21 protein-coding genes and 1 tRNA gene are annotated in these 22,435 nt (G+C 70.9%); 9 read left to right on the plus strand and 13 right to left on the minus strand.

All coding sequences use genetic code 11. The features are described 5' to 3' along the window. The first annotated feature begins 72 nt into the window (after positions 1 to 72). Positions 73 to 1,236 (plus strand): galactokinase, encoded by a 1,164-nt coding sequence (galK, locus tag OG331_RS29070; RefSeq protein WP_406201529.1) that lies wholly within the window; start codon positions 73 to 75, stop codon positions 1,234 to 1,236. A 5-nt stretch (positions 1,237 to 1,241) separates the two neighbouring features. On the opposite strand, the gene OG331_RS29075 is transcribed toward galK, so the two are convergent. Then, positions 1,242 to 1,697 carry a GNAT family N-acetyltransferase gene (locus OG331_RS29075; RefSeq protein WP_406210343.1) on the minus strand — a complete coding sequence of 152 codons (456 nt, stop codon included), beginning with the start codon at positions 1,695 to 1,697 and terminating at the stop codon, positions 1,242 to 1,244. A 272-nt stretch (positions 1,698 to 1,969) separates the two neighbouring features. Between OG331_RS29075 and OG331_RS29080 the strand changes: the two genes are divergently transcribed. Beyond that, entirely contained in the window at positions 1,970 to 2,743 is a 774-nt protein-coding gene (locus OG331_RS29080) for a LuxR C-terminal-related transcriptional regulator (protein ID WP_406201531.1), read from the plus strand. 166 nt (positions 2,744 to 2,909) lie between these two features. Here OG331_RS29080 and tamR read toward each other — a convergent pair whose 3' ends face one another. Further along, entirely contained in the window at positions 2,910 to 3,407 is a 498-nt protein-coding gene (gene tamR, locus OG331_RS29085) for a MarR family transcriptional regulator TamR (RefSeq protein ID WP_059196100.1), read from the minus strand. A 103-nt stretch (positions 3,408 to 3,510) separates the two neighbouring features. Here tamR and OG331_RS29090 point away from each other — a divergent pair, with 103 nt between their 5' ends. From OG331_RS29090 to OG331_RS29100, 3 genes are all read left to right on the plus strand, one after another. Beyond that, entirely contained in the window at positions 3,511 to 4,320 is an 810-nt protein-coding gene (locus tag OG331_RS29090; protein WP_406201534.1) for a trans-aconitate 2-methyltransferase, read from the plus strand. After that, positions 4,320 to 4,703, plus strand: coding sequence for a VOC family protein (locus OG331_RS29095; RefSeq protein WP_406201537.1), 384 nt, complete (start codon positions 4,320 to 4,322; stop codon positions 4,701 to 4,703). The genes OG331_RS29090 and OG331_RS29095 overlap by 1 nt, the downstream gene beginning before the upstream one ends. A gap of 64 nt (positions 4,704 to 4,767) precedes the next feature. After that, on the plus strand, positions 4,768 to 4,941 hold the full coding sequence (locus OG331_RS29100; RefSeq protein WP_328881128.1) for a CsbD family protein: 174 nt from the start codon (positions 4,768 to 4,770) through the stop codon (positions 4,939 to 4,941). A gap of 23 nt (positions 4,942 to 4,964) precedes the next feature. On the opposite strand, the gene OG331_RS29105 is transcribed toward OG331_RS29100, so the two are convergent. Further along, positions 4,965 to 5,642 (minus strand): TetR family transcriptional regulator, encoded by a 678-nt coding sequence (locus OG331_RS29105; protein WP_406201540.1) that lies wholly within the window; start codon positions 5,640 to 5,642, stop codon positions 4,965 to 4,967. Beyond that, positions 5,639 to 6,649, minus strand: coding sequence for an acyl-CoA desaturase (locus tag OG331_RS29110; RefSeq protein ID WP_406201542.1), 1,011 nt, complete (start codon positions 6,647 to 6,649; stop codon positions 5,639 to 5,641). The genes OG331_RS29105 and OG331_RS29110 overlap by 4 nt, the downstream gene beginning before the upstream one ends. Positions 6,650 to 6,958: 309 nt before the next feature. Between OG331_RS29110 and ppc the strand changes: the two genes are divergently transcribed. After that, the gene (gene ppc / locus OG331_RS29115) at positions 6,959 to 9,691 is read left to right on the plus strand and encodes a phosphoenolpyruvate carboxylase (RefSeq protein WP_406201545.1); all 2,733 of its coding nucleotides are present in this window, start codon (positions 6,959 to 6,961) and stop codon (positions 9,689 to 9,691) included. Between the two features lie 71 nt (positions 9,692 to 9,762). On the opposite strand, the gene OG331_RS29120 is transcribed toward ppc, so the two are convergent. The 7 genes from OG331_RS29120 to OG331_RS29150 form a co-directional block, all read right to left on the minus strand. Continuing rightward, complete coding sequence (locus tag OG331_RS29120; RefSeq protein WP_406201547.1) at positions 9,763 to 10,425, minus strand: LPXTG cell wall anchor domain-containing protein; 663 nt, start codon at positions 10,423 to 10,425, stop codon at positions 9,763 to 9,765. A 136-nt stretch (positions 10,426 to 10,561) separates the two neighbouring features. Beyond that, a complete protein-coding gene (locus OG331_RS29125; RefSeq protein ID WP_406201550.1) occupies positions 10,562 to 11,050 on the minus strand; it encodes a hypothetical protein in 489 nt (162 codons plus the stop codon). Between the two features lie 65 nt (positions 11,051 to 11,115). After that, positions 11,116 to 11,718 (minus strand): aminoacyl-tRNA hydrolase, encoded by a 603-nt coding sequence (gene pth / locus OG331_RS29130; RefSeq protein ID WP_406201552.1) that lies wholly within the window; start codon positions 11,716 to 11,718, stop codon positions 11,116 to 11,118. A 189-nt stretch (positions 11,719 to 11,907) separates the two neighbouring features. Beyond that, a complete protein-coding gene (locus tag OG331_RS29135) occupies positions 11,908 to 12,507 on the minus strand; it encodes a 50S ribosomal protein L25/general stress protein Ctc (protein ID WP_406201554.1) in 600 nt (199 codons plus the stop codon). A 170-nt stretch (positions 12,508 to 12,677) separates the two neighbouring features. Then, a complete protein-coding gene (locus OG331_RS29140; RefSeq protein WP_030049929.1) occupies positions 12,678 to 13,658 on the minus strand; it encodes a ribose-phosphate diphosphokinase in 981 nt (326 codons plus the stop codon). A 133-nt stretch (positions 13,659 to 13,791) separates the two neighbouring features. Next, positions 13,792 to 15,240 carry a bifunctional UDP-N-acetylglucosamine diphosphorylase/glucosamine-1-phosphate N-acetyltransferase GlmU gene (glmU, locus tag OG331_RS29145; RefSeq protein WP_406201556.1) on the minus strand — a complete coding sequence of 483 codons (1,449 nt, stop codon included), beginning with the start codon at positions 15,238 to 15,240 and terminating at the stop codon, positions 13,792 to 13,794. A 123-nt stretch (positions 15,241 to 15,363) separates the two neighbouring features. After that, positions 15,364 to 15,435 (minus strand) — tRNA-Gln (locus OG331_RS29150). 253 nt (positions 15,436 to 15,688) lie between these two features. Between OG331_RS29150 and OG331_RS29155 the strand changes: the two genes are divergently transcribed. Next, positions 15,689 to 17,041, plus strand: coding sequence for a sensor histidine kinase (locus tag OG331_RS29155; protein WP_406201559.1), 1,353 nt, complete (start codon positions 15,689 to 15,691; stop codon positions 17,039 to 17,041). A 52-nt stretch (positions 17,042 to 17,093) separates the two neighbouring features. Here OG331_RS29155 and OG331_RS29160 read toward each other — a convergent pair whose 3' ends face one another. Both OG331_RS29160 and OG331_RS29165 read right to left on the minus strand, forming a co-directional pair. Continuing rightward, the gene (locus OG331_RS29160) at positions 17,094 to 17,588 is read right to left on the minus strand and encodes an SUKH-3 domain-containing protein (RefSeq protein WP_406201562.1); all 495 of its coding nucleotides are present in this window, start codon (positions 17,586 to 17,588) and stop codon (positions 17,094 to 17,096) included. A gap of 77 nt (positions 17,589 to 17,665) precedes the next feature. Then, complete coding sequence (locus tag OG331_RS29165; protein ID WP_406201565.1) at positions 17,666 to 18,190, minus strand: YwqJ-related putative deaminase; 525 nt, start codon at positions 18,188 to 18,190, stop codon at positions 17,666 to 17,668. Positions 18,191 to 18,498: 308 nt separating this feature from the next. Between OG331_RS29165 and OG331_RS29170 the strand changes: the two genes are divergently transcribed. Together OG331_RS29170 and OG331_RS29175 are read left to right on the plus strand one after the other, a co-directional pair. Further along, positions 18,499 to 19,524 (plus strand): SMI1/KNR4 family protein, encoded by a 1,026-nt coding sequence (locus OG331_RS29170; protein WP_406201567.1) that lies wholly within the window; start codon positions 18,499 to 18,501, stop codon positions 19,522 to 19,524. A gap of 8 nt (positions 19,525 to 19,532) precedes the next feature. Further along, the gene (locus OG331_RS29175) at positions 19,533 to 22,283 is read left to right on the plus strand and encodes an SUKH-4 family immunity protein (protein ID WP_406201570.1); all 2,751 of its coding nucleotides are present in this window, start codon (positions 19,533 to 19,535) and stop codon (positions 22,281 to 22,283) included. Positions 22,284 to 22,435 lie beyond the last annotated feature (152 nt).

The following is a 22,435-nucleotide window of genomic DNA, read 5'->3' on the forward strand; positions in this document are numbered from 1 at the left end:
CTCACCGGCCGCTTCGGCCCCCGCCGCGTAGCGGCTGTCGGATGTAGCAGCAGGGAAGGTCAGGGTCAGGGGATGAGCGTCGACACGGCAGCCGCGGTCGCCGAGCGGTTCAGGGAGCTGTACGGGGCGGAGCCGGAGGGGGTGTGGGCCGCGCCGGGCCGGGTCAACCTGATCGGCGAGCACACCGACTACAACGACGGCTTCGTCATGCCGTTCGCGCTGCCGCACACCGCGGTCGCCGCGGTCTCGCGGCGCACGGACGGTGCCCTGCGGCTGCACTCGGCGGACGTCGAGGGCGGCGTCGTGGAACTGCGCGTCGAGAAGCTGGAGCCCGAGTCCGACCGGAACTGGACGGCGTACCCGTCGGGTGTGCTCTGGGCGCTGCGCCAGGCCGGCCACGCGGTGACCGGCGCCGACATCCACCTGGCCTCGACGGTCCCGGCGGGCGCGGGCCTGTCGTCGTCGGCGGCGCTGGAGGTCGTCGTGGCGCTCGCCCTGAACGACCTCTACGACCTCGGCCTGAAGGGCTGGCAGCTGGCCCGCCTGTGCCAGCGCGCGGAGAACGTCTACGTCGGCGCCCCCGTCGGCATCATGGACCAGACGGCGTCCGCCTGCTGCGAGGCCGGGCACGCCCTGTTCCTCGACACCCGGGACCTCTCCCAGAAGCAGATCCCCTTCGACCTGGCCGCCGAGGGCATGCGCCTGCTCGTCGTCGACACCCAGGTCAAGCACTCCCACAGCGAGGGCGAGTACGGCAAGCGGCGCGCGGGCTGCGAGAAGGGCGCGGCGCTGCTGGGCGTGGACGCGCTCAGGGACGTGGCGTACGACGAGCTGGACGCGGCGCTCGACCGGCTCGGCGACGACGAGGAGGTGCGCCGGCTGGTGCGCCACGTCGTCACCGAGGACCAGCGCGTCGAGCAGGTCGTCGCCCTGCTGGAGTCGGGTGACACCCGCGCGATCGGCCCGGTCCTGACGGCGGGCCACGCCTCCCTGCGCGACGACTTCCGCATCTCCTGCCCGGAGCTGGACCTGGTCGTGGACACCGCCCTGGCCGACGGCGCCCTGGGCGCTCGCATGACCGGCGGCGGCTTCGGCGGTTCGGCGATCGTGCTGGCCGGGGCGTCCGACGTCGAGACCGTCACCAAGTCCGTCGAGGAGGCCTTCGCCGCCGCCGGGTTCACGGCACCGCGGGTGTTCGAGGCCGTGCCGGCGGCGGGTGCGCGGCGGGTGCGCTGACCTGCTCACCCCAGCCGTTTGGTGAGCGTGTACTCCGTGATCCCCGGCGGATAGTCGGGGATCACGCACACCACGTCGTACCCGCGTTTGCGGTAGAACTCCGGCGCCTGGAAGTCCCATGTCTCCAGGCGTGCGGCCGTGCAGCCCCGTTCGTCGTGGGCCAGGCGCTCTGCAGCTGCGAGCAAGTGCGAACCCAGGCGGGCACCGCGGTGGCGTTCGTCGACCCAGAGGTAGGTGACGTGGAGCCAGGTGGTCCAGGTGTGGCCGACGAGCCCGCCGGCCACGGCGCCCGAGTCGTCCAACGCCCAGACCTGGAGCGGATGTTCGCGTTCACCTGGGGTTCCGCGCAGGGCGCGCAGGACGGGGGAGGCCGCGGTGTTGGTGTCCCGCAGTCGCCGACGGAGCAGATCCTGGCGAGATTTGTCGACTTCTGTCTCCAGACGAAACATGCGGCTCACCATAAACGCGTCGGCCAACCAGTTCTGCAAATTACCTTCCGCTCCTGCCCCCCGCCCGTACTCTGATGGACAGCACCGGTGGGGGCCGGTGCTGATCAGGGGGCGAGACAGGTCGGGTACGACGCCCGAAGTGGGGGTATCAGTTTCTGCACGGCGGCGGCCGTGCGGCCATCCACGCTTCGGGCGCCGTGCCCGCGACGGTGTTCGTCTCCCGGTGTCGTCCTCATGACGACGGGGTATCCCCTGCTCTTCGGGAGCTTGGGGAAGGGGGTTTCGTGGTTCGCATCCGAGTCCTGGTCGTCGACGACCATCGCATCTTCGCCGAGTCACTCGCCGCCGCGCTGGCGGCCGAGCCCGATGTCGACGTCTCCGCCGCCGGCAGCGGTCCCGCCGCGCTGCGCAGCCTGGAGCGCGCGGTCGCCGAGGGGCGCCGGTACGACGTGCTGCTCGTGGACGCCGACCTGGGCGGCAACGTGCCGGGCATACGGCCCGCCATGCCCGTTCAGGAGGTGGGCGAGGACGGGCTCGTCGACGGCATCTCGCTGGTCGTCGGCGTCCGTTCAGCGCAGCCGGCGGTACGGATCGTCGTCCTCGCCGAGAAGGACGATCCGCGCCGGGTCGCGCTCGCCCTGCAGGCCGGGGCCTGCGGGTGGGTCGCCAAGGACTGCTCACTGTCCCGGCTGCTCACCGTCATCCGCGGGGTGCTGCGCGACGAGACGCATCTGCCGCCCGCCCTGCTCACGGGCGTTCTGCGGGAGCTGACGGCCGCGCGCAAGCACCGCACCGAGAGCGAGCGGCTGGTGGAGTCGCTGACCCCGCGCGAGCGGGAGGTCCTGCGGTGCATGGTGGCGGGGCTGGGGCGCAAGGCCGTCGCCGAGCGCCTGTATCTCTCCCCGCACACCGTCCGCACCCATATGCAGAACGTCCTCGGCAAGCTGGGCGTCCACTCCACGCTGGCCGCGGTAGCGCTCGCGCGACGGGCGGGGGTCGGGCCGGTGGACCTGGGGCCGGCTGGCCGGATCCTGCCGGAGGAAAGCAGCAGCGCCTGATTAGCGGTGCCTGATCAGCGGGGCTGAGCGGCAGCGCCCCTGTCAGGGGCGCGGGGCTGTGTCGATGTGCGGCTACCGCCGCGTGGGCGCGACCAGCCACAACGGCGCAGCAGACGATCGACGGCACAGCGCGGCACTTCCCAGCGCGGCACTCCCAGCGGAGCGCCTAGCCAGGGATGTTGTCGAACGGCGCCGTCAGCTGACGCAGCAGCCCCGCCAGTTCACCCCGCTGCGCACGCGACAGCTCCGCGAGGATCGCGCGCTCCTGGTCCAGCAGCCCGGCAAGGGCCTGGTCCGCGCGGTCGCGGCCCTCGTCCGTGAGGCGGACCAGGACTCCGCGCCGGTCGCTGGGGTCGGGGAGGCGCTCCACCAGGCCCTTCTTGGCCAGCCGGTCGATGCGGTTCGTCATCGTGCCCGAGGTGACCAGGGTCTGCGTCAGCAACTGCCCCGGTGAGAGCTGATACGGCGTCCCCGCGCGCCTGAGCGCGGTCAGGACGTCGAACTCCCAGGGCTCCAGGCTGTGCTCGGAGAAGGCCAGCCGGCGTGCGCGGTCCAGATGCCGGGCCAGTCTGCTCACCCGGCTGAGCACCTCGAGCGGTTCCACGTCGAGGTCCGGGCGCTCCCGGCGCCATGCTGCGACCAGCCGATCGACCTCGTCCTCCATGACGATCAGTGTAGTGGTTGTGTCGACGTGAAGTCTCTTGACGTCAAGATATCTTGCGGGGCAGGCTGGAGAACGACAGAAGCGACAGACAGGAGACCCCGCCATGTCCGCTGCCGCCACCCCCACCTGGGACCCCGCCCAGTACCTGCGCCACGCCGACCACCGCGCCCGCCCCTTCACCGACCTCCTCGCCCGCATCCCCGACCTCCCGGGCGAGCGGCCCCGCATCGCCGACCTCGGCTGCGGCCCCGGCAACGTCACCGCCGTGCTCGCCGAACGCTGGCCCACCGCGCACATCACCGGCCACGACAACTCCGCCGAGATGCTCGACAAGGCCCACGTCGAGTACGAAGGGCCGACAGCCGGTGGAGGCCGCCTCGACTTCGCCCACGCCGACGTACGGGCGTGGACGCCGGGTGAGCCGTACGACCTGATCGTCAGCAATGCCACGCTGCAGTGGGTGCCGGGGCACGCGGACCGCTTCGGCGACTGGGTGCGGGGCCTGCGCCCCGGCGGCACCTTCGCCTTCCAGGTCCCCGGCAACTTCGACGCCCCCAGCCACCGTCTGATGCGCGACCTCGCCCATCGCCACGGCCTCTCCGACACCCTGCGCCACACCGACGCCGTCCTCACCCCGCAGGACTACCTCGCCCGCCTGGCCGACCTCGACTGCACGGCGGACGTGTGGGAGACGACGTACATCCATCTCCTCACCGGCGACGACCCCGTCCTCGACTGGGTGAAGGGCACCGGACTGCGCCCTGTCCTGACCGCACTCGCGGACGCTCCCGACCGGCGGGAAGCCTTCCTGCACGACTACCGTGCGGCCCTGCGCGAGGCCTATCCGCCGGGCGCCCACGGCACGCCCTTCCCGTTCCGGCGGATCTTCGCCGTGGCGCGCAGGGGAGCCTGATGATCACTGCCGTCGACCATGTCCAGCTCGCGGCGCCGCCCGGCTCGGAGGACGGGCTGCGGGCGTACTACGCGGGCGTCCTCGGGATGACCGAGATCCCCAAGCCGCCCGTGCTCGCCGCACGCGGAGGCTGCTGGTTCCGGGCCGGGCCGGTGCAGCTGCACCTCGGTATCGAGACGGACTTCCGGCCCGCGAAGAAGGCCCACCCCGGGCTGCGGGTCACCGGCATCGAGGCGTACGCCGCCCGGCTGGCGGCCCGGGGAGCGGCCGTGACCTGGGACGACGACCTGCCGGGGCACCGCCGGTTCTACTCGTACGACCCCGTGGGCAACCGGCTGGAGTTCCTGGAGCCGATCGCCGCGAGGCCGGGGACCCCTGTTTGAGGGACCCCGTGACGGGTCACCCGCTGCGGTGAAACCGACGTCGAGCCTTACGGGAGTGAGGAACGTGGCGAAGGAAGAGAAGAGCCGGGCCAAGAAGGAACAGCTCAAGGGCAAGGCCAAGGAAGCCATGGGTCGCATGGCCGGCAACGAGCGGATGACCGCCGAAGGCAAGGCCGACCAGATGAAGGGCGACGCGCGCCAGGCGAAGGAGAAGGGGAAGGACACCTTCAAGCACTGAGTGCGCCGGCACCGCGGAGCGTGTCAGCTCTTGCGGTGCCCTATCAGCCGCGGCTTCGGCTCCAGCCCGTCCAGCCCGTGCCATGCCAGATTCACCAGGTGGGCGGCGACTTCCGCCTTCTTCGGGCGGCGGACGTCCAGCCACCACTGGCCGGTCAGGGCGACCATCCCGACCAGGGCCTGCGCATACAGCGGGGCCAGCTTGGAGTCGAAGCCGCGGTTCTTGAACTCGCGGCCCAGGATGTCCTCCACCTGGGTCGCGATGTCAGAGATCAGCGAGGCGAAGGACCCCGTCGACTGCGGGATGGGCGAGTCACGGACCAGGATGCGGAAGCCGTCCGTGTACTCCTCGATGTAGTCCAGAAGAGCGAACGCCGCCTGCTCGCACAGTTCACGCGGGTGGCCGGCCGTCAGCGAGCTGGTCACCATGTCCAGCAGCCGCCGCATCTCGCGGTCCACCACCACCGCGTACAGCCCCTCCTTGCCGCCGAAGTGCTCGTACACCACCGGCTTGGACACCCCGGCCTTCGCCGCGATCTCCTCGACCGACGTGCCCTCGAAGCCCTTCGCTGCGAACAGGGTCCGACCGATCTCCAGCAACTGCTGGCGGCGCTCCGCACCGGTCATCCGGGTACGGCGCGCCCGCCGCTGCTTCTCGTTGCCGGTGTTGCTGCTGGAGTCGGTCGCCACGCCGTCAATCATGCCGCCTTCGCGGGCTCCTTCCGGCGCCGGGAGTCGCCTTCCCCGGTGTTCCGGCGGGAATCGATACGCGAGCGTGACGGCCAGCGCACGTCGTAGGCCAGGCCGAGCTGCTCGCACCAGCGGATGATCCGCGCCGAGGAGTCGATCTGCCCGCGCTCCACACCGTGCCGCGCCGACGTCGGGTCCGCGTGGTGCAGGTTGTGCCAGGACTCACCGCAGGACAGGACCGCCAGCCACCATACGTTGCCGGACATGTCACGCGACTTGAAGGGCCGCTTGCCGACCGCGTGGCAGATCGAGTTGATCGACCAGGTCACGTGGTGCAGCAGCGCCACCCGCACCAGCGAGCCCCAGAAGAAGCCCGTGAACGCGCCCCACCAGGACATCGTCACCAGACCGCCGATCAGGGCGGGCAGCGCCAGCGACAGCACCGTCCAGTAGAGGAACTGACGCGAGATCGTCCGGATCGCCGTGTCCTTGATCAGATCCGGCGCGTACTTCTCCTGCGAAGTGCGCTCCTCGTCGAACATCCAGCCGATGTGTGCCCACCACAGGCCCTTCATCAGGGCCGGGACCGTCTCGCCGTAACGCCACGGGGAGTGCGGGTCACCCTCCGCGTCGGAGAACTTGTGGTGCTTGCGGTGGTCCGCGACCCAGCGGACCAGCGGGCCTTCCACCGCCATCGAGCCGGCGACGGCGAGAGCGATGCGCAGCGGGCGCTTCGCCTTGAAGGAGCCGTGGGTGAAGTAGCGGTGGTAGCCGATCGTGACGCCGTGGCAGGCGAAGAAGTAGAAGAAGACCAGCAGACCGAGGTCGAGCCAGCTCACGCCCCAGCCCCAGGCCAGCGGCACCGTGGCGGCGAGCGCCAGGAACGGGACGACGATGAAGAGGAGGAGCGCGAACTGCTCGAGCGATCCCTTCTTCTCGCCGCCGAGGGTGGCAGAGGAAGTCGTGGTGTCGTCGTTCGCCTTCGGGGCGTCTTCGATCACATCGGAGCTCGTGGTCATGGGCGTCCCCTGTGGGGTTCGAGGGTTGTGGCAGGTGCCGGGGTCGCAGGAACTGTTCCCAGGTTCCGTTACATCGGTCCCTACGGCTACGTAACCTACGGCGTCGTAAGTATGGCAGTGCGTCGCCCGGCGGCAAGAGCCCGAGAGTCTGCGCGTCCGCATGGACACCTATCCTTGGAGTCGGTCGGACAGCGCGGTCCGCTCTGAATTCTTCCCGGATGCCAGGAGCCGTATGCGGCCCCCGCCGCGCGGCCCCCGGGCGCCGAGTTCCCTCCCGGACGAGCTTCAACACTGCAAGGAGCCGCACCTGTGAGCAGTGCCGACGACCAGACCACGACGACCAGCAGTGAGCTGCGTGCCGACATCCGCCGACTGGGTGACCTCCTCGGGGAGACCCTTGTCCGGCAGGAAGGCCCCGAGCTCCTCGACCTCGTCGAGAAGGTCCGCCGCCTCACCCGCGAGGACGGCGAGGCCGCCGCCGAACTGCTGCGTGGCACGGAGCTGGACACCGCGGCCAAGCTGGTCCGCGCCTTCTCCACCTACTTCCACCTGGCCAACGTCACCGAGCAGGTCCACCGCGGCCGTGAGCTGCGGGCCCGCCGCGCCGCCGAGGGCGGCCTCCTCGCCCGTACGGCCGACCGGCTGAAGGACGCCGACCCCGAGCACCTGCGCCAGACCATCGAGCACCTCAACGTGCGCCCCGTCTTCACCGCGCACCCCACCGAGGCCGCACGCCGCTCCGTCCTCAACAAGCTCCGGCGTGTCGCCGCGCTTCTGGAGACCCCCGTCCTCGAAGGGGACCGGCGCCGGCACGACACCCGACTGGCCGAGAACATCGACCTCGTATGGCAGACGGACGAGCTGCGTGTCGTACGCCCCGAGCCCGCCGACGAGGCCCGCAACGCCATCTACTACCTCGACGAACTGCACGCCGGCGCCGTCGGTGACGTCCTGGAGGACCTCACCGCGGAACTGGAGCGCGTCGGCCACCGGCTCCCCGATGCCACCCGCCCCCTCACCTTCGGCACCTGGATCGGCGGCGACCGCGACGGCAACCCCAACGTCACCCCCCAGGTGACCTGGGACGTCCTCATCCTCCAGCACGAGCACGGCATCAACGACGCGCTGGAGATGATCGACGAGCTGCGCGGCTTCCTGTCGAACTCCATCCGCTACACCGGCGCCACCGAGGAACTGCTGACCTCCCTCCAGGCCGACCTGGAGAACCTCCCCGAGATCAGTCCCCGCTACAAGCGCCTCAACGCCGAGGAGCCCTACCGGCTCAAGGCCACCTGCATCCGGCAGAAGCTGGAGAACACCAAGACGCGCCTGGCCAGGAACATCCCGCACGAGGCCGGCCGCGACTACCTCGGCACCGGCGAGCTCCTGCACGACCTGAAGCTGATCCAGACCTCGCTCAGGGAACACCGCGGCGGCCTCTTCGCCGACGGACGCATGAACCGGACCATCCGCACCCTGTCCGCGTTCGGCCTCCAGCTCGCCACGATGGACGTACGCGAACACGCCGACGCCCACCACCACGCCCTCGGCCAGCTCTTCGACCGCCTCGGCGAGGAGTCCTGGCGCTACGCCGACATGCCCCGCGACTACCGCGCCAAGCTGCTGGCCAAGGAACTGCGCTCCCGCCGCCCCCTCGCCCCCACCCCCGCACCGGTGGACGCGGCCGGCGAGAAGACCCTCGGCGTGTTCCAGACGGTCAAGCGGGCCCTGGAGGTCTTCGGACCCGAGGTCATCGAGTCGTACATCATCTCCATGTGCCAGGGCGCCGACGACGTCTTCGCGGCAAGCGTCCTCGCCCGCGAGGCCGGCCTGGTCGACCTGCACGCCGGCTGGGCGAAGATCGGCATCGTGCCGCTGCTGGAGACCACCGACGAGCTCAAGGCCGCCGACACCATCCTGGAGGACATGCTCTCCGACCCGTCCTACCGGCGCCTCGTCGCGCTCAGGGGCGACGTCCAGGAGGTCATGCTCGGCTACTCCGACTCCTCCAAGTTCGGCGGCATCACCACCTCGCAGTGGGAGATCCACCGCGCCCAGCGCCGCCTGCGCGACGTCGCCCACCGCTACGGCGTCCGCCTGCGCCTCTTCCACGGCCGCGGCGGCACCGTCGGCCGCGGTGGCGGCCCCTCCCACGACGCGATCCTCGCCCAGCCCTGGGGCACCCTCGAAGGCGAGATCAAGGTCACCGAACAGGGCGAGGTCATCTCCGACAAGTACCTCGTGCCCTCCCTGGCCAGGGAGAACCTGGAGCTGACCGTCGCGGCCACCCTCCAGGCCTCCGCCCTGCACACCGCGCCCCGCCAGTCCGTCGAGGCCCTCGCCCGCTGGGACGCCGCCATGGACGTGGCGAGCGACGCGGCCCACGTCGCCTACCGCAAGCTCGTCGAGGACCCGGACCTGCCGTCCTACTTCCTTGCGTCGACGCCGGTGGACCAGCTCGCCGACCTGCACCTCGGCTCGCGGCCCTCTCGCCGCCCCGGCTCGGGCGTCTCGCTCGATGGCCTGCGCGCCATTCCTTGGGTCTTCGGCTGGACGCAGTCCCGGCAGATCGTCCCCGGCTGGTTCGGCGTCGGCTCCGGCCTCAAGGCGCTGCGCCAGGCCGGCCTGGACACCGTGCTCGACGAGATGCACGAACAGTGGCACTTCTTCCGCAACTTCATCTCCAACGTCGAGATGACCCTCGCCAAGACCGACCTGCGGATCGCCGCCCACTACGTCGACACCCTCGTGCCGGACGACCTCAAGCACGTCTTCGACACCATCCGCGCCGAGCACGAACTCACCGTCGCCGAGGTCCTGAAGATCACCGGCGAGAAGGAACTCCTCGACGCCGCCCCGGTCCTCAAGCAGACCTTCACCGTCCGCGACGCCTACCTGGACCCGATCTCCTACCTCCAGGTCACCCTCCTCAAGCGCCAGCGCGACGCGGCGGCCGCCGGCGCCGAGGCCGACCCGCTCCTCGCCCGGGCGCTGCTGCTCACCGTCAACGGCGTGGCGGCGGGCCTGCGCAACACCGGCTGAACGCTCGGCAATCGAGGGTGCCCCCGTGCTTCGTACAAGCACGGGGGCGCCGTTCGTCTCTCGCTCCGGGGTCAGGCCTTACGACGCCGGAACACCAGGTATCCGCCCGCGCCCAGCAGTGCCGCGGCAGTCGCGGACAGCAGGCCCACCGGGGCACCGTTGCCGGTCTCGGCGAGATCACCGGAACCGCCCTGCGGCGACGGGGACGGCGACGGGGCGGCCTCGGCGGAGGCGGACGGGCTCGCGACCGGCTCGGTCGTGGACTCGCCCGGCGTCACGGACTCGGGGGCGGACGGCGTGGCCGTGGTGCCGCCGCCCTGCTCCTCGTCCGCGCAGTCCGTCCAGAACACCTTGTGCTTGGCGGACCCCTTCTCACCCTCGAAGTTCCAGAACAGCTTGTAGTGACCGTCGGCCAGCGTCATGTCCGCCGTACGGCCATGACCGTCACCGTCCAGGGTGAGGGCGCCCGACTTCACCGTCTCGCCCTTGACGGCGGCGGTCGGCGCCCACGCCTCGATGTGCCAGTCGACCTTCTGCACGCTGTCGAAACCGAACGCGTCCAGGTAGAACTCGCACACGTGAGGCTCGTTCTTGCGCAGCTCCTCGCCAGTGGTGGCGTCATGGATCTTGACGGTGCCGTTGTCGCCGGGAGCGGTGGCGTGGGCGGCGGCCGGTGCGGAGAGAACAACGGCTGCGGCGACGGCGGACAGGGCGACGCGGGTGAGGGTTCGCATGAGGCAGTAGTCCATCTTCGAGAAGGAGCGGGAAGATGTGGAGGGGGCGGCTCAGCTTCCAGCCCGGCCTGACTCCCGGTCAATCACGAACAGGCAACGCACAGATCCTCCACAGCCACGGCGAACCGCGGAGGCCTCAGACCACCACAAACGCCCCCGTGAGCAAGGCCGTCCCCGCGCCTGCCATCACCCACGCCATCCGCGTCCGACGCAAGCCGCCCGCGACCACGATCGAGGCCAGCAACAGCGCGCCGCCCAGCGGAACCCAGGAGTACAGGATCCCCGCGGGGCCGGACCGCACGACGGAGTCACCGCCCGGCTTGATCACGACCGTGTACGTCTGCCCCTTGCGCACGGCCACGTTCTTCTCGATGACGACCGATTTGCGCGGCTGCGACCCCGCCGAGATCGGCGTGTACGGCCCGCTGCAGGAGTCCGCACCGCACCGGGTCACCTCGATCGTGCCGCTCTCCCGGCCCTTCGTGAGCATCACATGCTGCGCGCTGCCCCACGACGCCCACACACCCGCGATCAGAATCAGCACCGCGACCGTACCCATCGCCGCAAGCCGCCCGAACCGCAGCGCGGTGAAAGCGCCCTGACTGGAGACAACGGCAGAAGGCATGGCCGCGATCCTTGGCCATGCCCCTACTGCCGGTCAACCTGGGCCAGTTCGCCTGGGCGGACAAGTCAGGAGTTGTACGTGCTTTGCGCCCGCTCCAGCCCCTCGATCACCAGAGCCTCCACCGCATCCGACGCCCGGTCCACGAAGTAGTCCAGCTCCTTGCGCTCCGCCGCCGAGAAATCCTTCAGCACAAAGTCCGCGACCGGCATACGTCCTGGCGGCCGCCCGATCCCGAACCGCACCCGGTGATACTCCGACCCCATCGCCTTCGTCATCGACTTGAGCCCGTTGTGCCCGTTGTCCCCGCCGCCCAGCTTCAACCGCAGCGTGCCGAAGTCGATGTCCAACTCGTCATGAACAGCGACAATATTGCCCACCGGCACCTTGTAGAAGTCCCGGAGAGCGTTCAGCGGACCGCCCGAGAGATTCATGAACGACATCGGCTTCGCCACGATCACCCGCCGGTTCAACGGCCCCGGCGGCCCGACCCGCCCCTCGACGACCTGCGCCTGAGCCCTGCCGGCCCGCTTGAACTTCCCCCCGATCCGCTCGGCGAGCAGATCCACCACCATGAACCCGACGTTGTGCCGGTTCCTGGCGTACTCCGGTCCGGGATTGCCGAGGCCGGCGATCAGCCAAGGGGCGCTCGGGTCGGTCGTCACGTCCATGTCTCCTTGCTGTGCTTTCCCGGGGGACAACCCCCGGACCCCCAGCAGAAACGCCGGTCCGCCGGGATGACCGGCGCGGATACTGCCAGGCAAGCTTGAGTGATACACGCCAGCCGCTGCCCCCATCGGGAACAGCGGCTGACGAACCGATGGCAGAGCCGAGGATCACGCCTCTGCCAGAGCTGAGGATCAGGCCTCGGCGACTTCCTCGCCCTCGGCGGCCTCTTCGCCCTCCGGGGCCTCCTCGGCCTGCGCGGCCAGGACCTGCAGGACGACGACGTCGTCCTCGACGGCCAGCGTGGTGCCCTTCGGCAGCTTGATGTCCTTGGCCAGGATGGAGGCGCCGGCCTCCAGGCCCTCGACGGACACGGTGAAGGACTCGGGGATGTGCGTGGCCTCGGCCTCGACCGGAAGCGCGTTCAGCACGTGCTCCAGCAGGTTGCCGCCGGCGGCCAGCTCGCCCTCGGCGTGGACCGGGACCTCGACGGTGACCTTCTCGCCGCGCTTGACCAGCAGCAGGTCGACGTGCTCCAGGAAGCCCTTGATCGGGTCACGCTGCACGGACTTCGGGATGGCCAGCTCGTTGGCCTTGCCGTCGATGTCCAGGGCGATCAGGACGTTCGGCGTACGCAGGGCGAGCAGCAGCTCGTGACCCGGAAGGGTCAGGTGCAGCGGGTCGGCACCGTGGCCGTACAGAACACCGGGAACCTTGGAGTCACGACGGATGCGACGGGCGGCACCCTTGCCGAACTCGGTGCGGGTGGCGGCGGAGATCTTGACCTCGGACATGATCACTCCTCGTAGAACTGGAGACGGACGTGGTCACCCGGCCACGAACGGCCTGCTACGAAGAGCGCGTCGATAACGGATCGCCGACACCTGCGCGAACAGGTACGGCCTCCCTCGCCGAGCAACTGAAGCAGTCTACTCGGACAGGGAGGCCGTTCCCAAAAGGATCTCTACTGCTCGTCGAACAGGCTCGTCACCGAACCGTCCTCGAACACCTCACGCACCGCACTCGCGATCGTCGGCGCGATCGACAGCACCGTCAGCTTGTCCAGGTCACGGCTCAGCTCGCCCGGCGTCGGCAGCGTGTTCGTGAACACGAACTCGCTCACTCGCGAGTTCTTCAGCCGGTCCGCCGCCGGACCCGACAGCACACCGTGCGTCGCCGTCACGATGACGTCCTCGGCGCCGTGCGCGAACAGCGCGTCGGCCGCGGCACAGATCGTCCCACCGGTGTCGATCATGTCGTCGACCAGCACACACACCCGGCCCTTGACCTCACCCACGACCTCGTGGACCGTCACCTGGTTCGCCACGTCCTTGTCGCGACGCTTGTGCACGATCGCGAGCGGCGCACCCAGCCGGTCGCACCAACGGTCGGCCACCCGCACACGCCCCGCGTCGGGAGACACGACCGTCAGCTTCTCCCGGTCGACCTTGCGGCCCACGTAGTCCGCGAGAAGCGGCAGGGCGAAGAGGTGGTCGACGGGACCGTCGAAGAAGCCCTGGATCTGGTCCGTGTGCAGGTCCACGGTCAGAATGCGGTCCGCACCCGCCGTCTTCATCAGGTCCGCGATCAGACGCGCCGAAATGGGTTCACGGCCACGGTGCTTCTTGTCCTGACGTGCGTAACCGTAGAACGGCACAATCACGGTGATGGAGCGCGCCGACGCACGCTTCAGTGCGTCGATCATGATCAGCTGCTCCATGATCCACTGATTGATCGGAGCCGTGTGGCTCTGGATCACAAAGCAGTCCGCACCGCGCGCCGACTCCTGATAGCGGACGTAGATCTCACCGTTCGCGAAGTCGAAGGCCTTCGTCGGGACAACCCCGACCTCCAGCTGCTGGGCGACCTCCTCGGCAAGCTCGGGGTGGGCGCGGCCGGAGAAGAACATCAACTTCTTCTCGCCGGTCGTCTTGATCCCGGTCACAGCACTGTCTCCTCAGAGGTGTCTCAGCTGCCTGTAGAGCGACCTCGGCTGGGCATGGTGGAGGCCGTCTCAGCTGGTGGGGTGCGGGTGTGCACTTATCACGGTACGCCGTGTTTGAGGCACGTGTTTCCGGTCAGCCCTCGCCGTCCTCCTGGCGAGACGCCGCCTCAGCCGCCTTCGCGGCCGCACTGCCCGGACGCTTACGGGCCACCCAACCCTCGATATTCCGCTGCTGACCGCGGGCCACAGCCAGCGAACCGGGCGGCACGTCCTTCGTGATCACGGACCCGGCCGCCGTATAGGCACCGTCCCCGACCGTGACAGGCGCCACAAACATGTTGTCCGAGCCGGTGCGGCAGTGCGAGCCGACCGTCGTGTGGTGTTTGTCCTGTCCGTCATAGTTCACGAAGACACTCGCGGCGCCGATGTTCGTGTACTCGCCGATCGTCGCGTCACCCACGTAAGAGAGGTGAGGCACCTTCGTCCCCTCACCGATCGAGGCGTTCTTCGTCTCGACGTACGTGCCGATCTTGCCCTTGGCGCCCAGCCGCGTCCCCGGCCGCAGATACGCGAACGGCCCCACCGTCGCGTTCGCGCCCACATGCGCGCCCTCGGACACCGTGTTGTCCACGCGGGCACCCGCGTCGACACGCGTGTCCTTCAGCCGGCTGTTGGGGCCGACCTCCGCGCCCTCGCCGAGATGGGTGGACCCCTGCAGCTGCGTACCCGGCAGGACGACGGCATCCTGCTCGAACGTGACGGTCACATCGACCCAGGTCGTCGCGGGGTCCACGACGGTGACGCCGGCGAGCATCGCGTCGGTCAGCAGCCGGTCGTTGAGAATCCGGCGGGCCTCGGACAACTGCACGCGGTTGTTGATCCCGGCGATCTCACGGTGATCGCCCGCCACGGAGGCGCCGACGCGGTGACCGGCCTCGCGGAGGATCCCGAGCACGTCGGTCAGGTACTCCTCGCCCTGCGAGTTGTCCGTGCGGACCTTGCCGAGAGCGTCGGCGAGCAACTGCCCGTCGAAGGCGAACACACCCGAGTTGATCTCCCGGATCGCCCGCTGCGACTCGCTCGCGTCCTTGTGCTCCACGATGGCCGTCACCGCGCCCGAGGCGCCGTCGCGCACGATCCGCCCGTACCCGGTCGCGTCCGGGACCTCGGCGGTCAGCACCGTCACGGCGTTGCCGTCGGCGGAGTGGGTGGCGGTGAGGTGGGTCAGGGTCTCGCCGGTCAGAAGGGGAGTGTCGCCGCAGACGACCACCACGGTCCCGTCGACCGCCCCGCCGAGCTCCTCCAGGGCCATCCGTACGGCGTGCCCGGTGCCGTTCTGCTCCGCCTGTACGGCGGTGCGTACGCCGGGGTCGATCTCACCGAGGTGCGCGGAGACCTTCTCGCGGGCGTGCCCCACGACCACCACCAGGTTCTCGGGCTGCAACTCGCGCGCGGCGGCGAGCACATGACCCACGAGGCTGCGTCCGCAGATCTCGTGCAGGACCTTCGGTGTGGCCGACTTCATACGGGTGCCCTCACCCGCTGCGAGAACGACGACGGCTGCCGGGCGAATGGCGCTCACGGGATGCCCTTCGGCTGTGGAGGGGGTGGGGTGACATCCGCAGGATACCGGGGTGTTTCGTGGGGGACATGGGAGCGGGCCCCGACTGAGCTGTCAGCAGTCAGGGCCCGATCCGTGTATGTGCTCCCCCGCCAGGACTCGAACCCGGACAGATGGCACCAAAAGCCACAGTGCTGCCAATTACACCACGGGGGAATTAACTCGACTGGACCGGACCATTGGTCAGGTCGCCGAGTCGGCACCCAACACTATGCCGTACCAGGCGCCTTCCTCGCGACGGTACAGGTCGGCCCGGCGATCGCCGCCGCTCTCGGGGCTGCGTCCGCGCCCGGCTTCGCAGTTCGAGGGATATCGGGTTGTTTCGCTTACGTTCGGTCACGGAGTGTGGTGTAGGCCAGTCCACAAAACTCGCCGGAAAACCACGGGTGCCCGCCCGTAGGCTGGAGGCATGACCACGACGGGGGAAGAGCAGGCCGGGGAACCGCCACCGGGGGCGGGGCCATGGTGGTGGGGCAGGTTGCGCAGTGCCGTGCTGGACGTGAGTCTGGCCGTCGCGTCCGCGCTGGAGTGCGGAGCGGAGGGGGTTCGGTTCGCGCGGGATGCCGGTATTCCGGTGGCCGCGGGGGTGGTGTTCGGGGTTCTTGCCGGGTCGGTGCTCCTGGTGCGGCGCCGGTGGCCGATAGCCGTCGTGCTCGTGTCGATCGCCGTCATGCCCGCCCAGATGGGCATCCTGCTGGGCATCGTCGGCCTCTACACCCTGGCCGCGACCGAGCTGCCGCGGCGGATCATCGCGTCGCTCGCGGGGATGTCGTTCGTCGGGACGCTGATCGTGACGTTCGTGTGGGTGCGGCAGGACGTGGCACGGGGGAATCTGACCTTCGGGGACTGGGTGATTCCGTTCGCGTCGGTCACCACGGCTCTCGGTGTGACGGCGCCTCCGCTGCTGCTCGGGCTGTATGTGGGCGCCCGGCGGCGGCTGATGGAGAGCCTGCGGGAGCGGGCGGACAGTCTGGAGCGGGAGCTTCAGTTGCTCGCGGAGCGGGCGGAGGAGCGCGCCGAATGGGCGCGGAACGAGGAGCGCACCCGGATCGCGCGGGAGATGCATGACGTCGTCGCGCATCGGGTGAGCCTGATGGTGGTGCATGCGGCGGCGCTCCAGGCCGTGGCGCGGAAGGATCCCGAGAAGGCCGTGAAGAATGCCGCGCTCGTGGGGGACATGGGGCGGCAGGCGTTGACCGAGTTGCGGGAGATGCTCGGGGTGCTGCGCAGCGGGGCTGCCGCGCGGCAGCCTTCGGGTGTGGACCGGCCTCGGGGGGCTGCCGTACCGCTTGCCGCCGTGGGGGCCGCCGCGGCGGCGGCGGCCGATCGGGGGCGGGGTGTCGGCGGGGACGAGATCGGCGCCGAGGGGCCTTGTCTGTCGGAGTTGGACGAGCTGATCGGGCAGTCGGCCGCGGCGGGGATGGTGGTGGATCTGTCCGTGGAGGGGGACTCGCGGGCGTATGCGCCGGAGATCGAGCAGACGGCGTTCCGGGTGGTGCAGGAGGCGTTGACGAACGTCCACAAGCATGCGGCCGGCGCGAAGACGCATGTACGGCTCGCGCACCGGGTGTCGGAGATCGCGATGCAGGTGGAGAACGAGCCGCCGCCGGAGCTGTCGTCGGCGTCGCTGGCACGGCTGCCGTCCGGGGGCAACGGCCTGGTGGGGATGAAGGAACGGGTCGTGGCGCTCGGCGGGGTGTTCGTGTCGGGGCCGACGGATGCGGGGGGTTTCCGGGTGTCGGCGGTGATTCCGGCGGCATAGCCGCAGTCCACGGTCGCTGGGTCCCGGTGGCCGTCGCGGCCGTTTCCTTGTGTCAGCCCGCTGTGAGCCGTGCCGGTTCTATGCCGGCGACGAGGCCGGCGAGAGCCTGGTCGATATCGGGGCCGAGGTACCAGTCGCCGGTGTGGTCGAGGGCGTAGATACGGCCTTCGGTGTCGATGGCGAGGAGCGCATCGGTGTCGGTTTCGGCGCCGAGGGGGCAGACCTCGGTGTCGAGGGCGCGGCCGAGGTCGCCGAGGGTGCGGGCCATGTGCAGGCCGTGCAGCGGATCGAAGTGGAGGGCGGCGGGGGCGACCTGGCGGCCGGGACCCGTGGGCGCGAGGTGGAGGCCGCCGAATTCGGCCCACGCTTCCACGGCGGCGGGGAAGACGGCATGGCGGTGGCCGGCCGGTGAGGTGTGTTCGCGCAGGGCGTCGGCCCAGATCTCCGCCTGCTTGATGTCCCAGCGTCCGGGTTGCCAGCCGGCGGCGCGCAGGGCGGCGTCGACGGGGACGGGGAAACGGGTGGTGGAGGTGCGGTCGGTGTGCATCTGCCCTTCGTTCGTCGGTGCCTATGGGATGTGCGGGGTGTGGTGGGGTGGGGCGGCGGTCTGTGGCGGGAGTCGGGTCAGCCGTCCGTTGCTGACGGGTCGACGACGCGGACGCCGAAGTGGGAGCTGAGGGCGGTGCAGGCGCGACACGGGGTGGCGAAGCTGCCGTGCAGGGGGTCGCCGTCCTCGCGGATGCGGCGGGCGGTCAGTTTGGCCTGTTTGAGGGCTTTGCGGGCTTCGCCGTTGGTCATGGGTTTGCGCGCGGCACGTTTGCTGCGGGTCGCGTCGGCCGCGGCGATGTGGCGTGAGATCAGGATCGTCTCGGCGCAGCGGCCGGTGAAGCGGTCACGCTGGCCGCTGGTGAGGGTGTCGAGGAAGTCCTGGACGAGGTGGTGCAGTGCGGGGGGCTGGTCGCCGCGGGCCGCGGTGCCGGTGAGGGTTTCGCCGCGGACGGAGAGGGCGGCGGCGACGGTGGGGAGTATGCCGTCGCGGCGGTGGCGGAGGGCGGGCGCGTGGGGGTTTTCGGTGGCGCTCCAGCCGATGCGGGGGTCGCCGGACCTGGCGGCGGGTTGGCCTGTCTGCGTCGCGTTCATGTTCATCATCCCCTCCCGAGCATCCCCCGGGCATGCTCTCGGACGTCACAGAGTGCCAAACGGCGTGGCAGGTGCGGAAGCTGGGGCGCCGCGACACGCCCGGGTTTGGGCGGGCTGTCACGGCAGGGTGACGGCTGGTCACGGAAGCGGAGGGGGTCACAACCGGCGCCGGTGACCGGTGTCGTCGTACCGCATAGGCTGTCGGCACCGCTTTCCAAGCGGTGACGCTTGGATGGGGACGAGACAGGTGATACAGGGCGTTGTGACCGAGAGTGGTCATGGCGGACCGTATCTGAACGCCGCAGGGGGCAACCGCCATGACGACAGGTCGGCTCGGGCTGGGGGCACCTCCCGGCCGCCAGGCCGGGGGACACGCCGCGCCGCCGAACGCGGCCTACGCCGGGCAGGTCGTGAATTTCCCGGATCCGGTTCGCGCGTCGCGTCACCCGAGAGGAGTACGGGTGGACGAGCGTGGTCACCCCGACTTCTCGCCGTATGCGCGCGCGGCGGTGGAGATCGCTGAGCCGCCGGAGGGCTTCGGCGTCGACGAGTTGCGGCTGACGGACTATGTGTCGGCGAACGCCGCGCTGGCGGCGTCGCGGCACGAGTTGTGGGACACGGTGCCGGCGGTGGCGACGCCGCACGGCTGGACGTGGCACCACGTGGTGGGTTCGCGGCGGCTGGAGCTGGTTCCGGTCGAGGTGAAGGCGTTGCTGCGGCATCACGGTGGGATCGCGACGTCGACGGTGGACCATGACAAGCGGGGGACGCGGCCGTTGCAGGAGACGCGGCCGGCGCACTTCCGGCTGCCCAAGTCGGGTGTGGCGGTGACGGAGGCGCAGGCGCTGGGGGTCGAGGAGGATCTCGGGTACCGGCTGCCGGGCGCGTATCGGTCGTTCCTGAAGGCGGCGGGCGGGTGCGCCCCGGTGGGCACGGCGTTGGACGCGGAGTTGGGCCTGCTGGTCGACCAGCCGCTGTTCACGGTTCGGGACGAGGCCGCGGTCAATGACCTGGTCTACGTCAACAAGTGTCTGCGCGACCATCTGACCAAGGACTACCTGGGTGTCGGGTTCGTGCAGGGCGGGTTGCTGGTCGTGAAGGTGAAGGGCGACCGGCTGGGTTCGGTGTGGTTCTGCGCGTACGACGACGCGCGGGACGCCGATCCTTCGTGGTCGCCGGCGGAACGTGTGGAGCGGCTGCTGATGCCGTGCGGTGAGGACTTCGACGCGTTTCTGTCCCGGCTGGCGGGTTCTCCGCCGGAGTTGGAGACGGTGGCGAATCTGATGGTGGACGGTGGGTTCGCGCGTGTGGTGCCCGTTGCTGCCGCGGCAGTGGGGGAGTGAGCTTCGCGATGGTGACGTTCGCGCAGGCGCAGGAGCGTGCGGAAGAGTGGATCAACGGCGAGGTGCCGGCGTACCAGCATCGTGAGGTGCGGGTACGGGAGTTCGGGCTCGGGTTCGTGGTGTGGGCCGAGGACCGTGCGGACGGGCCGCGTTCGGACGGCGGGGCACAGCGGCTGGTGATCGCCCGGGACAGCGGGGAGGCCACGCTGTGGCCGGCGCTGCCGGTGGGCGAGGTGATCCGCCGGTACGAGGAGGAGTACGGCCGTGAGGACGCGGCCGCGGCACCGGCGCCGGCGGCTCCGGCGCGGGTGGATCTGAATCAGACGTCGTTCCTCCTGACCCCGCCCGAGTGGTTGCAGGAGGCGGCGGACCGGATAGGGGTTCCGGACCGGCGGGACGGGGGTTCGGGCTCCGGTTCGGGCTCGGCTTCGATTTCGGACTTCGACACCGGTGCGGTCGGCGGTACGTCGGGTGCCGGGTCGTTGCCCGAGACGCAGGGCGGGGTGCCCGTGGGCGCCGCGTCTTCGTCGACTCCTCCGCCGAGGGAGCCCGGGGTGCCCGAGGGGGCGACTCCCTGGGCCGGTACGGACACCAACGCCGATCCCGGTGAGGACCGTTCGGTGCCGCTGCCGGAGACGGTGTTCGCGCCGCCGCTGAGCGCTGACGACGCCACGCCGCCCGACGCGAAGACGGCACTGATGTCGGGCGGCAGCCAGCTTCCGAGGACCGCGGTCTCGCCGGCGCTGGACGGTTCCGACGCGCCGGGCGCGACGCCTCCGCCGCCGGGGGCTCCGTCGTACGGGTACCCGCAGGGTCCGGGTACGCCGGGTGTCCCCGCGCCCGGTGCCACGCCGCCGCCCGCGCCCTCCTACGGCTACCCGCAGGGTGCGCCGCAGGCTCCGGGTACGCCCGGGCGGTCGCTCGCGCCCAACGCCGGGGACATCGCCGATGCCGCGACGAGCAAGGCGGCGCCTCCTCGTGCGCGGGGTGGGGCCATGCCGCCGCCTCCGCCGGGGGCTCCGGGGACGCCGGGTGCTCCGGGAGGCGGGTACGTTCCGACGCAGATGGTGCCGGGGCTCGGTCCCGACGGGTCTGAGGGTGTTGCCGGGCCGGGGGCTCCGCAGGGGCCGGGTGCCGTCGGCGGGCCCGGCATCCCGCAGCCGCCCGGTGCCCCGGGTGCGCCCGGTATGCCCGGCGCGCCGCAGCCTCCGGGCGCCCCCAACCCGCCCGGCACGCCTGGCGGTACGCCCCCGGGCGGTGTGCACCATGCCGCGACCGTGCTGGCCGACCCGAGCCATATGGGCGGCGCTCCGCAGCCGCCGGGACCGCCTGGATTTCCTGGGGCGCCGGGTGCGCCCAACCCGCCCGGTCTTCCCAACCCGCCCGGTGCTCCGGGCGCTCCGGGTATGCCGGGTGCTCCGCAGCCTCCGGGTGCCCCTGGCGCGCCCGGCGCCCCGGGTGCCCCCGGCGGCGCTCGCGATGGTGTTCACCACGCGGAGACGGTGCTGGCCGCGCCCCCGGTGGGCGGACCCGGTGTGCCGCCTCCGCCGTCGGCGCCCGGCGCGCCGCAGCCGCCCGGAGCTCCGGGCATGCCGCCGGGCGCCCCGGGTACGCCACTCGGAGCTCATGGGGTGCCGCCAGGTGCCCCCGGTACGCCGCCGGGCGGACCCGGCATGCCGCCCGGCGCCCCCCAACCCCCGATGCCGCCCGGCGCGATCCCCCCGCCCGGTCAGCCCGGTCCGGGTCAGCCTCCGGCGTACGGCTACCCCCAGTCGCCCGCCGGCCAGCCGACCGTGGGCCCCGGCTACCAGGCCGTTCTCCGTTACCGTGCGCAGGACGGGTCGGAGCAGCAGCTCATCCGGCGTTCGGCGCCGGGCACGCCGCATCCGGAGTGGCAGATCTTCCACGAGCTGCGGGGCATGAACGTGCCCCCGGGCCAGGTGCTGGAGCTGCACACGGAGCTGGAGTCGTGTGAGCTGCCGGGCGCGTACTGCGCGCGGATGATCCGGGAGCAGTGGCCGCAGGCGCGGATCACGTCGATCGCGCCGTACGGCACGGATCATGCGAGCCGGCAGCAGGGCATGCAGCAGCTGATCGCCCATCAGGGCGAGCTGCACCAGGTGGCCGACGGGCCCGCCCGGCCGGCGCCGGTGCGTGTCCCGGTGCAGCCGGTCCAGCCGGTGCCGCCGATTCCGCCCGAGGGCGTGGCGCAGGAGCTGGCGGGCGCGTTCGGGCCGGGGCTCTTCCGGTTCGAGCAGGCCGCCGTGTCCCGGCAGGGCGTGCCGCCGGTCGTGGCGCACTGCCTGGTGGTCGGTGGTCTGCCGATGGACATGGGTCCGTTCTTCTGGGCGCAGGCCCAGCCGGGGCGGCCCGTTCCGACGCTGGCCGAGCTGGCGCAGGAGCGCGGGGTGCAGCCGGCGTCGGACGCGGGGTCGTACCTGGTGATGGGCAGCGACTTCGGCAAGGCGATCTGTGTGCAGTACGGCACGGCGAACATCGTCGCCGTGCCCGTGGAGGCGGGCCCGGGCGGCGCGCCCGTACCGCCCCAGTTCGTGAACACGGGCCTGCTCGAGTTCCAGCGCTGCCTGGCGCTGCTGGGCGGGATGTGGCGTCTTCGCTTCGGCCTGAACCAGGAGCAGGCGGGCCGTTGGACCGTCGACTTCCAGGCCCAGCTCGCCGCGCTCGACCCTGCGGCGCTCGGGTCGCCGGAGAGCTGGTGGTCGGTGCTGCTGGAGCAGATGTGGGACGGGCTGTTGTGACGCCCTGCGGCTGCCCGATGTGAGGTGATGTCACCCGACTGCCGCTGACGGCGGCGTACGGGTTGTGAAAGGGCCGGCTCCCGGTTGCGCGACCGGGGCCGGCCCTTTGCGTATGCGCTACTCGTCGCGCCTTTGTGCCTCTGTGCCCACCG

The sequence above is a fragment of the Streptomyces sp. NBC_01017 genome (assembly GCF_045162795.1).
Lineage (GTDB): Bacteria > Actinomycetota > Actinomycetes > Streptomycetales > Streptomycetaceae > Streptomyces > Streptomyces machairae.